The organism is Profundicola chukchiensis, from assembly GCF_029664245.1.
GTDB classification, from domain to species: Bacteria; Bacteroidota; Bacteroidia; order Flavobacteriales; family Weeksellaceae; genus Profundicola; species Profundicola chukchiensis.
The window spans coordinates 136682-149078 of sequence record NZ_JANAIE010000004.1 but is presented as its reverse complement, the minus strand read 5'-3'; the positions used below and the strand labels follow the sequence as shown (position 1 = coordinate 149078).

Here is a 12397-nt window from a genome sequence, read left to right as displayed (position 1 = left end):
GATTAAAACTTAGAATCCACTCAAATCATTAAACTTTTTTAAGAAAATCATTCTTAGGCCAAATTCACGAATTTTTAGTGAAATAATTCCCATGAAGGTACTTTCTTAAAGCCATTTTTAAAATATAAAATCAACAAACAGAATGTATAAACAGATATTTTTTGTACTGACTCTGCTCCTATCCATTGGATTATTTGGACAAAAAAGTACAATCACAACCGAAGAAATTTTGGTGCGCGGAAATTGCGGAATGTGTAAAGACAACATTGAAAATGCTGTTAAAAAAGAATCTTCTGCGGAAGGAACGTGGAATGTTAAAACCAAAGTGTTAAAACTAAGTTTTGATGCTAAAAAGACTAATTTAGATAAAATCATGCGTCGCGTTACGGCAGCTGGTTACGATAATCAATTATACACGGCAGACGACAAAGACTATAGAAATTTAGCCGATTGTTGTCAGTATGATCGCGTAACTGCTTGGGATAATATTGAAAATAGCGAAGGAACTCATTTTGATGGACAAGCTGAAGCACCCCAAGAGTTTGCAACAATAACTTCAAACCAAGTTAAAACTATCACTAAATCATCAGACTTTAAAGAGCAAATCTTGGTTCGTGGAAATTGTAGCATGTGTAAAGAAACCATAGAAACTGCAGTTAGTAAAGAAGCAACAGCTAAAGGAACTTGGAACATTCAAACCAAAGTATTGGAATTAGATTTTGACGAAAGTAAAACTAGCTTAGACAAAATCATGCGCCGTGTTGCTGCCGCAGGTTACGATAATCAATTATATACGGCAGATGACAAGGATTACAATAATTTACCTGATTGCTGTTTGTATGATCGAGTAACAGCTTGGGATAATATTAAAAACAGCAAAGGAACTCATGTGGATGGTGAAGCTACACCAGAGCAGAAGAGTGTTGCTGATAGTAATACGGAATCAGAAGAAGATGAGGATTATTCTTGGTTAGATGAAGACGCAATTAGTCTAGCCAATGTTAGCGCTGTTGGAAATAAAGCAGCGACAGCTTTAGACGGGAAAAGCGCTGGATTGACATTTAATATCGATTCAAAAGAATTATTAAAAGCAGCATGTTGTAACCTTTCGGAGAGTTTTGAAACCAATGCAACGGTTGATGTGAATTATGCGAATGCGGTAACCGGAACCAAACAAATCAAAATGTTAGGTTTAGACCAAAAGTACACTTTGATTACTAAAGAATTATTACCAGAAATTAGAGGATTAGCATCCGCTTATGGAATGAATTTCATACCAGGAAGATGGGTTCAGGGAATTCAATTAACCAAAGGAGGAAGTACAGTAACCAATGGTTATGAATCTATTTCAGGGCAGATAAATACAGAGTTATTCAAGACACACGACAAGAATAAAACATCGCTTAACTTCTTTGGAGACACTAACTCTAGAATCGAAGGGAATATTGTACATGCTGATACAATCAATGGAAAGTGGGCACATAGCTTTTTAGCACATGCGAATGCAACTATCGATAGACAAGACAGCAATGATGATGGTTTTATGGACCAACCCATTGGAAAACAATTAAATGCAACTTATTTATTGAATTATAATGATTTAGATAATTCAGGAATAGGAACTCACTTCGGGATTAGCTTTATAGACGACCACAGAACAGCGGGACAGGTTGATTTTGTTGAAGATTACCATAAGTTAGGTACAGAAAAGTATGGCGTTGGGATTGATATTTCTAGGTTTCAAGTTTGGAATAAAACAGGATACGTATTTAAAGATAAGCCTTACCAATCTTTGGGTTGGATGAATCAATATACTTATCATGAGCAGAAATCTTTCTTTGGGACTACACCTTATAATGGTATCCAACGTTCCATTTATTCTAATTTAATTTTTGAAAGTATTTTAGGTAGTACATTACATAAATACAAAGCGGGAGCTTCGTTATTACATGATCAATACGACGAGGTTTATCAGGTAAATGATTACAAAAGAACAGAAACAGTTCCAGGAGCTTTCTTCGAATACACTTATACCGGAGACAAATTAACTGCCGTGTTAGGTTCGAGAGTAGATTTCCACAACTTGGCAGGAACTCAGTTTACGCCGAGAGCGAATTTAAAATATGATTTATTTCCTAAGACAACCTTACGTGCTTCGGCAGGAAGAGGTTTCAGAACGGCCAATGTGTTTTCTGAAGCTCAGAGCTTCTTAGCGAGCAATAGAACCGTTGAAATTATTGATGGAGGCGGTGATATTTATGGTTTAGATCCAGAAATCGCTTGGAACTATGGAATAAGTTTACACCAAGAATTTAGAATTTTCGGGAATAAATCGAATATTATTGCAGACTATTTTATCACAGATTTCGAAAATCAAATCTTACCAGATTTAGATCAGTCAACGCAAAAGATTCTTTTCTATAATATGGAAGGAAAATCTTATGCTAGAGCATTCCAAATTCAGTGGGATTTTGAGCCAGTGAAGCGATTGGAAGCAAGATTAGCTTATAAGAATTACCAAACACAAGGCGATTATTTATCAGGTGCTAAAAATTTACCATTTACGCCAGAGCATAGAGGTTTTATGAACTTAGCTTATAATACTTGGATTAAGGCTAATGGTAGCCAATGGAGCTTTGATACAACTTTACAGTATGTTGGAGAGCAAAGGATTCCAAACACCTCAACGAATCCTGTAGAGTTTCAAACACCAGATTATGCAGATTCTTACTTCTTGCTAAACGCACAAATTGCAAGACAATTCAACAAGACACTTAGAATGTATTTAGGCGCTGAAAACATCTTAGGATACACCCAAGACAACCCAATTATTGATGTTCAAAATCCGTTCGGAGAATACTTTGATGGTGGAATGGTTTGGGCTCCAATAATGCCAGGTTCAGTATATTTAGGATTAGATATTGAGTTTTAATTCAGACAAAATCTAGTTCAAACAAAACGCCCTTGAAATAAATAATTTCAAGGGCGTTTTTTTATTATTAAAAATGAGTTTAAAAACTAGAAAGTAAAGTCATTTATACTTGCTGCTCCACTCATGTCTAGCGCATTATTAAAGTTTAAAACCTCAGGAGCAAAATCTGCAATATCAATTGAAATTCCGCCAAGACTGATATTGGTTGTTAGGTTTAAGTCATTAAAAGAGTAGTCATAATCCGTTTTAATAATTCCAACATCTTTAGCTAAAAATAAATCTAAAGTTCCATATTGTTGTTGCTCTACCAATTCATGCTGTCTATTTAATGGAATGCTTTCTCCTCCTACCTCAACAATGGCTTGAATGTCTAAAACCATTTTGATATCATACTCCATTCTTTGTTGTGTAATTCCTTGGTAGCTCATAGAATTTACCGTCATGTTGTTGGTCTTATTGATATGTCTATTTCTAATGGTGATATAAGTCGTTGGCGTAACCGTTCCTGTGATTCCGCTTTCGTTTTCTGGAATTGGCATCGCATCTCCCTCTAACTGAGCTTCAGATTCTACCAACACAGTATTTGGTTGCATGCTGTTTTGAATAAATCTCATATCTCCAAAATCAACAAATTCATTAAAAACATCCACCATTGGACGAATAGTAACTTCTTTATTCAAGTTTTTCTTAAAGAATACCTGGTTCATCGATCCAATTAAATAAGTGGTATTATCTAAAATTTGGTAAGCTTCGCCATCAATCATGGTTGAGCCATTGATATCTATAATCGTATTTCCAGAGTTGTTATTTCCTTGTAGGCTTTGATTAAAATCATAAAACCACATGGCATTCTGAGTTACGGGAAAATAATCACTTTGATCTATGCTCCCACCCACTCCATCGTCGTCACTTGAACAAGAGAACATGAAAGCTGAAAGAAGACTTAACATTAATAGTTTTTTCATCATTTATTTTTAAAGGTTAATGGCTTAAAGTTAGTATTATTTCTTTTGCAATTCAATAAAAATCTCACTTCCTAGCCTAGGTGGAATGGATTTATTTGTTTCATCGAATTGTATAAAATTAAAATAAGGCTTAAAAATAGGGTGATATTCCTCTTTGGTTCCGCCAAAAGGTGGACCATCTGATTCGAAGTTTTTATTAAACATTAATCCCACTAAAACTCCTTTAGGTCGAAGCAATTCATGCATTTTCTCCGCATGATCTTGTCTTAAGTTAGGATTTAGAGCACAGAAAAAAGTTTGTTCTATGATGTAATCATACTGCCCTTGATGGTCAAAAAAATCCTGCTGTATTACCTCAATTTCATCACGATCTTTATACTTTTCCTTTAATCGAGCTACGGCTTCATCTGAAATATCTAAAATTCTAATATTTTTAAAACCTCTTTCTCTGAGCGCTTCTGCTTCGTAGGCGTTTCCACATCCAGGAATTAATATATTGATTTCTTTATCTTCAATCTTGTCAAAATAATCAACAATAGCCGGAGAAGCATAACCAATATCCCATCCGGTTTCGCCGTTTCTCCAACGCTGATTCCAAAATTCTTTATCTAATTTATTCATAAGTAGAGATTAAGATTTTTAAGTTAGTAATTATTTAAATAAACTTTTGCATTCGGCCTTAAATTTAAAACAAAAAAAAAAAGGCACACTCCTTAGAGTGCACCTTTCATCTCAAAATCAAATAATCAATAATTATTGAATTATTATACCTTCTGTAGCTTGTCTTCCATCTTTAGAGATTCTAACGAAATATTTACCAGTTGGTAAACCATCTACATTAATTTTAATAGACTCTCCTGTGAAAATTCCAAACTTGATTAAACTTCCATTCATATCAAACAGCTCATAAGAACCATCTTTCAACTCATTTGATTTAATGTTTACAAATCCTGATTTAACTGGGTTTGGATATACATTAAGTCTTTTCGCTGCTGCATCAACACTAATTAAAGCGATTGATTCAATGCTTGCGTAAGTTGAATTTCCTCCTGTAGAACTGATGTTTACTGTGTAGTCCTCAACTTCTCCATAACCGAAGCTACCACATGCACTGCTGCTTTGGTTGTATTTCATAGCTACTCTCATTCGAGTTTTTCCTTGCTTAGCTGTTGAAGGAATATTCAAGGTTCCGTTCAATGTTTGAGAGCTTCTTGCTGATCCGCTAATCAGTAATTCAGAAGAAGAGAATACACCATCTTGGTTTAAATCAACCCATACATACCAATACTCCGTATATATTGAACTTGAGAATCCTGCGCTCAAATAAACTGTATTTGCACCATATCCAATATTCGCTACTTTGTTGGTGTAATCTGCATATCCACCATCATTTCCAGTAACATTGCTCATGTTTCCTAAGGCTACATAATCAATCCACTCATAGCTTGAGTTGTTACCTTGTAATGAACAATAATCAACTGGCGCAGGCGTGTTTACATCTGTAGTAGCACTTACACTATTACTCTTAACTGATTCATTATCCGCAGCGTCGATGGCTGAAACCCTGAATGAGTAAGATGTACCCTCACTTAAATTCGTCATGGTAGTTGAAGTTCCCGTTACTGATTTAGCAAAAACTCCATTTTGATATACTTTATACCCAACCACACCAACATTATCCGTTGAAGCTGACCAATTTAAAGAAATACTTGAGGTTGTTTTACCTGATACTGCCAATGAAGTAGGCGTACTTGGCGCTTGTGTATCACTCACTGAATCTACAATATTAACTGTATAATCTTCTGTTTCACCATAATTATAAGTTCCACAAGCAGCTGCACCGCTATTGTAGCTTATAATAATTCTCATACGAGTCGCACCTGTTGCAGCATTTGCTGGAATAGCCACATTTACGCTCTTATTAGCTACTTTATCTGCTGGTTCATTTAAAATTAATTCACCTGCATCATCAAAATCACCATCTCCATTAAAATCAATCCATGCTCTTACAGCTTCATTATAAACAGTTCCTGTCCAAGCTTTTGTTAAGTTTAATGTATAAGTTTCTCCTTTTGTTACATCTGTAGATAAATGTGTATAATCACTATACCTTGTGTTAGCAGAAGAGTTATTAATACTTCCGAAAACTACTTTGCTGATATATTCATCATTGCTATTGTTACTGCTAGATGTACAATAAGCTACAGCTGGTCCGTCTAAAGTTGTCGCTGAAACGCTGTTACTAAAGTTTGATTTGTTACCTGCTGCATCATATGCTCTAACTTTAAATGCATACGTTGTATTCGGTGTTAAACCTGTAATCTCCTCACTAGTTCCAGAAACAGTTCCATATAAAACATTATCCATATAGATTTCATAACCTGTTACACCAACATTGTCTGTAGAAGCGTTCCAGTTTAGGTTTAAGCTTGTTGCTGTTGCGTTAGATGCTGCTAAGTTTAATGGTGCTGTAGGTGCTACTGTATCTTCTGAAGCTTGACCTGAAATTCCAGTAACAATTAATGAGAAATTTTGAGCTCCACCGCTTAAACTTCCGCTATGTGTAACTTTAATCGTATACTCATCAGAAGCATTACTTATATCAACTCGCTCGAATGGGTCTACATTGTTCACTCCTTTTCCGTTGGTTGTAACGCCTGTTAATTTCCAAGGATAGTAAGAAGTTGAATTTTTAGTAACGACTAAATTTAAATCATTAACTAACACAGGTGTACTAGAGTTAGTAGCTGTTACAGCATTTCCAGCAGGGTCTGTCCAACTGATTGAAACTTTTAAATCCTGTGGATTCGCAACATTTACTGTCGTTGTATAAGTTTGATTGTTAGACAAAGTCAATTCTTCAATCAATGATTTACTACCTTTTTGTGAAAGCGCTTCGGCTGCTGCTTTTGCATTCATCAATCCCCAACCAGTTTCTGCATCTGGCCCTACAGGACTAATATCATCTGCTGTATGTAAAGCAAGCCCTTTTAAAGTGGCCGCTTTCATTATATTTCCATATAAATTGGTGTGATGTTGCTGTAATAGCAATAGCGTTCCCGTAACATTCGGAGAAGCCATAGAAGTCCCGGTTAATGTTTGGTATGAACTACTTGACTCAACACTAGATGAGTAAACACTTGTACCGTTTCCAGCAATATCTGGCTTGATTCTATAATCATCTGTTGGCCCTTCACTACTTGAATAGTTACGAGTTACCGACACTAAATTTCCTTGTGAATCGATTTGAGCATCTTGAACATTGGCTACTACTAAATTATTCTTAGAAACCGAATGCCCAGTAAGCTTATCAAATGCAGAGTTACCTCCTAAAGGTTGTGCATTATAATTATCATTCCCTCCATCATTTCCTGCAGCAACCACCATTAAATAGTAAGGTGCGTTGTACATAATCTGATCCCAAGTTCTAGATTCATCGATATAAGCTCCAAAATATTGATCTGGAACCATATCACTTCTATAACCATAAGAGTGGTTAGATAAAATCATGGAATTAGCCGCTGCCGAACTAGCTTCTGAGGAATCGTTAGTCCAATCGTATGAAACACCATAAGCTTTTGATGCCATACCTTTGGCGTTGGCTTGATATCCCGAACTAAGGATTGTGCCCATTACGTGACCTGAGTGATAGTTGGTACTATATCCACTATCTCCAATACTCACTCGATTTTGTCCGCCTGGACCATCATATTCTTGGTGTGTAGTCAAAGCATGACCACCATCCCATACATGCACCAACATACCTTCTCCATTTAAGTCTAAGTTTAATAGACCTCCAGAATTTAGTGTATTTGCTCTTGTAGAAATAGCTGCATTTTTATTATACGTCTGATAATAAATAGGCGTTCCATCGGCAGTTACTTTCATTAGTTCAAAATAAGCACCATCTAAGGTCCTACCTTGAACTTCCCAACCTCTTTGCAGAGCAATCCTTTCTGCCTTACGTTTTTCTTTCAGATTAAAATCAGAAAGCTCAAGGCCTAAGCTCTTGAGCTCACTAACATTGGTTAGTTTTTTAATCTCAACTCTCTGTTGAGCAGTTTGTGCATTTAAGCCAATACTCCCTATCGAAAAGAAGATAAGAGCAGTGGCTAATCTTTGGTAAAGTTTCTTCATAAAAAAATTTAAACTGTTGAACATTTAAAATTAAATCAGCCCAAATGTAAATTTTATTTATTTAATATAAAAACCATTTTACAAAGAAAATTTCAATAAAATTAAGTTTTGACAATACGGATTCTAAGTTATTTCACTCAAATGTTACATTATCAGTAAAAAGTGTAGATTCTACACCGCTCAAATATTATCTTAATATTTTAACATTTAATTCTATACAGTATTCATAGGAATATTCACTTATTCTTAAAAAGTTTACTCAAATCAACTAATCTTCTTGGATTGAGACATAAAAAAAGCCTGCATTATGCAGGCTTTTTTTAAATGTATTTAAAAGGTTAAATTATAAAGTACCTCTCTTAGCTTGTTCTCTTTCGATTGACTCGAATAAAGCTTTAAAGTTACCAGCACCAAATCCTCTTGCTCCCATTCTTTGAATAACCTCAAAGAATAATGTAGGACGATCCTCTACTGGTTTTGTAAAGATTTGTAACAAGTAACCTTCCTCGTCGGCATCAATCATAATACCTAACTTTTGAAGTTGCTCTAAATCTTCTTTCATCTCATGTTGGAATTCTTTCAATCTAGCCGGAATAGCCTCATAATAAGCGGCTGGAGGGGTTGATAAGAACTCTACACCACGACGACGCATTTCTGATACAGTAGATAAGATATCGTTGGTTGCAACAGCAATATGCTGAACCCCTGGTCCACCGTAGAAGTCTAAATACTCTTCAATTTGAGATTTCTTTTTACCTTCTGCTGGCTCGTTAATAGGGAATTTAACACGTCCGTTTCCGTTGGCCATAACTTTAGACATCAGCGCAGAATATTCTGTGTGAATTTGCTTATCGTCAAATGAAAGGAAATTTTGGAAGCCCATTACATCCTCATACCATTTAACCCAAGTATTCATTTCATTCCAACCTACGTTTCCAACCATATGGTCAATGAATTTTAGACCTACTGGCTCTGGATTATATTCAGATTCCCATTTTTCGTATCCTGGCATGAAAACACCATTATAATTCTTTCTTTCAACGAATAAATGAACAGTTTCTCCGTAGGTATAAATTCCTGCTTTTACTATTTCCCCATGCTCATCCTCCAAAACGGTAGGTTCCATGTAAGATTTAGCTCCACGTTTGGTTGTTTCCTCATAAGCAGCTCTTGCATCATCTACCCAAAGTGCAATGATTTTAACTGCGTCACCATGCTTAACAATATGATCATTGATTGGATTGTCTGGCGTTAATGGTGTTGTAAGAACTAAGCGAATTTTATCTTGCTGTAAAACATAAGAAGCTCTATCTCTAACTCCAGTCTCTAAACCAGAATAAGCTAATGATTGAAAACCAAAAGCTGTTTTATAGAAGTGAGCTGCTTGTTTTGCATTTCCTACATAGAATTCGACATGATCCGTTCCCAAAAGTGGCAAGAAATCTTGTGCACCTTCAAAGATCTTCTCTAATCCGTATTCTGTGTTTTTTAATTCGTTACTCATATTTATTATTTTATTTTAAACTCTAATTTTGCTGTAATATTTGCTGTTTTATCTTTTGATGTGGTATTAAATACACCACCATAGGTAAACTCTTCGTTACTATATTGACCGGTAATTTGAAAAATCCCAAGTCGAGCTTGTTTTAATTCACCAAGGCTTGCATTAGATTCCTTTGCAATATTCTCGGCGCGTTTTCTAGCATTTTCTGTGGCTTGAGAAATCAATTCTAATTTTAAATCTTCTAATCCCGAAAAGTAATAACTCGGTAAACTTGAGTTTAATTCAATTCCTTGGGAGATTAAATTAGAAATCTCTCTAGAAACATTCTCAATACGCTCTAAATCTTTAGATTTTACTTCTACAGACTGAAGCAAGCTATACCCATTGAAAATTCTTTGGGAGCCACCATTATTATCATATCTGTATTCAAAATCCTTAGAAATACTAACCGCACTAAAGACAATTTCTTCCTTTTTAACGCCTTGACTTATCAAGTATTCTTCTACTTTCCTTTTGTCGTCACTTAATTGTTGAGATGCAGCTTTCAAATCAAAATTATTAGTTTGAAAATCAGCATTCCAAATAATTAAATCAGCTTGAAAATCTTTTTTACCTAAGCCCGTAACTTCTATAGTTTCATTGACCCTATATTTATACTTATATGCATTGCCAATAATTGCAGCCCCCACAACAACTGCGAGTGCGAGAATAAGACCAAGAACTATATTCGAAAGTTTCATAATTATTATTTTTAACTAGTATTAAATTTTCATTTGATTAAAGAATATTTAAACTCTAGTTAATCTCATGCTCTATATTATTCTATTTGCGGAGGAATTCCTTTCATGTCCTCCTCTTCTAACCAAGAAGTAACATAGGTTTCATCCTCTAAATCCAATGCTTCTTGAGTTAATTGCAATGGTCTAAATGGATCTACCATCACGGCTAACTCGCCTGTTTCTTTCTTTCCAATACTGCGCTCCATAGCTCCTGGATGTGGTCCATGTGGGATTCCACCTGGGTGTAATGTAAAGAAACCTTTTTCAATATGATTTCTACTCATAAAATCACCATCTACATAATATAATACCTCTTCTGAGTCAATATTACTATGATTATATGGTGCAGGAACCGAATCTGGATGATAATCATATAGTCTAGGCACAAACGAACAGACTACAAAATTATGCCCTTCGAAGGTTTGATGAATTGGAGGTGGCAAGTGAATTCTACCTGTAATTGGCTCAAAATCGTGAATACTAAATCCATATGGGAAGAAATATCCATCCCAACCTACGACATCAAAAGGATGTGTTGCGTAATTAATATCATACAACATTCCTTCTTTTTTAACTTTAACCAAGAAATCTCCTTTTTCATCGATAGGCTCTTGATAAGTTGGTAGTTTAATATCTCGTTCGCAGAAAGGAGAATGCTCCAATAACTGACCAAATTGATTGCGATATCTAGATGGTGTTTCAATTGGTGAATTACTCTCCAATACCATCAACCTATTATTCTCATCATTAAAATGAAGCTGGTAAATCGTTCCTCTTGGGATAATTAAATAGTCACCATATTCAAACTCGATACTACCCAACATGGTTTTCAAAACTCCACTTCCTTCGTGAATAAAAAGCATTTCGTCTTGATTACCATTTTTATAGAAGTAATCGGTCATAGATTTTTTAGGAGCAGATACTCCAATTGTCAAGTCATTATTAAAAAATAAGGTCGTTCTACCTTCTAAAAAATCATCTTGAGGTTTAACATGGAAACCTTTCACCAAACGTGGTGTGATATTTTTTTGCACAGCAGCTTTTGGTGACACATCTCTACCCTCGCCCACTGTTTTAATTTGTGTCGGACGGTGGATGTGATAAAGCAATGACGAAAAACCATGAAACCCTTCAGTTCCAAATAGTTGCTCATAATAAAACTTTCCCTCTTCTGATTTAAAAACTGTATGTCTTTTAGGTGGAATCTTACCTAATTTATGATATAGCATTTTAATGTAATTTAAGTGGTCTAAAAATACAAAGAATAATATTGAATTCTAAATTATGACACTAAAATATTCATAAATCATTGCAAATTTTAAGGTTAGGATTATTTATATTCGTAAAAACGACTGGAATGAAAAAACTTTACTTTTTAATATTTACATGCCTCCTATGCTTTCAGGTTTCAGCTCAGACCAAAAAAGAATATAGGCTTCTAACGAATAAAGTATGCGAAAGAATGGAGAGCCTTAAAGAGCATGATTTAAATTATAGTCTTGATCTTATTTTTGATGAATTAATTTTAGAATTCATTATATACCACCCAGAATCAGATCCCAACGAAATTATTAATAGAATTTTTGAGGAATTACATAACTCTTGTGACTTTTACAAAAACAAACTAGAAAGTGTACATTCGTTGGAATCAGAGGATGAGAACATTTACGAGGTTCGTCCAGCCTATAATCTAACAGCAGAAGCTTGCAGTCGATTTAAAAAAGAAGAAGAGTTTCACTATACGGCAAGTGGCGATAAGTTCGTGAATGTTGTTTTCACAGAAAAAGTTTGGCAGGATTTCTTTACCGACCAAACCACTACAGTGAATCATGTAAATTGGGGCGATGATTGTACGTTTCGTTTAACCTTTTTACGGAGTGATAACCCAGAAAGAAATCAATTGATATCACCTGGCGACATGTTTTATTATCAAATAATAGATGAAACCAAAGATGCTTGGATTATGATTACAGAAATTTATGGGAATAAATATTTAAAAGCTAAACTCTATAAAGGTCCTGCTAGATAGTTTTGCGCTATTATCGGCTTTAATCTTGGCATAAAAGCGAGCTTTTGATTA

The 12397-nt window shown here is 35.0% G+C and carries 8 protein-coding genes; 2 read left to right on the top strand and 6 right to left on the bottom strand.

Annotated features, from left to right (window positions below; translation table 11 throughout):
- Positions 1–142 precede the first annotated feature (142 nt).
- A complete protein-coding gene (locus NLM59_RS07100) occupies positions 143–2932 on the top strand; it encodes a TonB-dependent receptor domain-containing protein (protein ID WP_304417066.1) in 2790 nt (929 codons plus the stop codon).
- 86 nt (positions 2933–3018) lie between these two features.
- Here NLM59_RS07100 and NLM59_RS07095 read toward each other — a convergent pair whose 3' ends face one another.
- The 6 genes from NLM59_RS07095 to NLM59_RS07070 all read right to left on the bottom strand — a co-directional run bounded on the left by NLM59_RS07095 (position 3019) and on the right by NLM59_RS07070 (position 11546).
- Entirely contained in the window at positions 3019–3897 is an 879-nt protein-coding gene (locus NLM59_RS07095; RefSeq protein ID WP_304417065.1) for a hypothetical protein, read from the bottom strand.
- A 36-nt stretch (positions 3898–3933) separates the two neighbouring features.
- Positions 3934–4518: a methyltransferase domain-containing protein gene (locus NLM59_RS07090; protein ID WP_304417064.1), complete on the bottom strand. Its 585-nt coding sequence runs from the start codon at positions 4516–4518 to the stop codon at positions 3934–3936.
- A gap of 132 nt (positions 4519–4650) precedes the next feature.
- Complete coding sequence (locus NLM59_RS07085; protein WP_304417063.1) at positions 4651–8034, bottom strand: GEVED domain-containing protein; 3384 nt, start codon at positions 8032–8034, stop codon at positions 4651–4653.
- Positions 8035–8377: 343 nt separating this feature from the next.
- Positions 8378–9538 (bottom strand): 4-hydroxyphenylpyruvate dioxygenase, encoded by a 1161-nt coding sequence (gene hppD, locus NLM59_RS07080; protein WP_304417062.1) that lies wholly within the window; start codon positions 9536–9538, stop codon positions 8378–8380.
- A gap of 5 nt (positions 9539–9543) precedes the next feature.
- Positions 9544–10278, bottom strand: coding sequence for an SIMPL domain-containing protein (locus NLM59_RS07075; RefSeq protein ID WP_304417061.1), 735 nt, complete (start codon positions 10276–10278; stop codon positions 9544–9546).
- 77 nt (positions 10279–10355) lie between these two features.
- On the bottom strand, positions 10356–11546 hold the full coding sequence (locus NLM59_RS07070) for a homogentisate 1,2-dioxygenase (protein ID WP_304417060.1): 1191 nt from the start codon (positions 11544–11546) through the stop codon (positions 10356–10358).
- Positions 11547–11779: 233 nt separating this feature from the next.
- Here NLM59_RS07070 and NLM59_RS07065 point away from each other — a divergent pair, with 233 nt between their 5' ends.
- Entirely contained in the window at positions 11780–12346 is a 567-nt protein-coding gene (locus NLM59_RS07065; protein ID WP_304417059.1) for a hypothetical protein, read from the top strand.
- The last annotated feature ends 51 nt before the right edge of the window (positions 12347–12397 follow it).

What these genes read in the sequence shown, in the direction of transcription:
- NLM59_RS07085 (WP_304417063.1), bottom strand. Translation starts at nt 8,034, where the DNA reads ATGAAGAAACTTTACCAAAGATTAGCCACTGCTCTTATCTTCTTTTCG.
- NLM59_RS07070 (WP_304417060.1), bottom strand. Translation starts at nt 11,546, where the DNA reads ATGCTATATCATAAATTAGGTAAGATTCCACCTAAAAGACATACAGTT.
- NLM59_RS07065 (WP_304417059.1), top strand. Translation starts at nt 11,780, where the DNA reads ATGGAGAGCCTTAAAGAGCATGATTTAAATTATAGTCTTGATCTTATT.
- NLM59_RS07095 (WP_304417065.1), bottom strand. Translation starts at nt 3,897, where the DNA reads ATGAAAAAACTATTAATGTTAAGTCTTCTTTCAGCTTTCATGTTCTCT.
- hppD (WP_304417062.1), bottom strand. Translation starts at nt 9,538, where the DNA reads ATGAGTAACGAATTAAAAAACACAGAATACGGATTAGAGAAGATCTTT.
- NLM59_RS07100 (WP_304417066.1), top strand. Translation starts at nt 143, where the DNA reads ATGTATAAACAGATATTTTTTGTACTGACTCTGCTCCTATCCATTGGA.
- NLM59_RS07090 (WP_304417064.1), bottom strand. Translation starts at nt 4,518, where the DNA reads ATGAATAAATTAGATAAAGAATTTTGGAATCAGCGTTGGAGAAACGGC.
- NLM59_RS07075 (WP_304417061.1), bottom strand. Translation starts at nt 10,278, where the DNA reads ATGAAACTTTCGAATATAGTTCTTGGTCTTATTCTCGCACTCGCAGTT.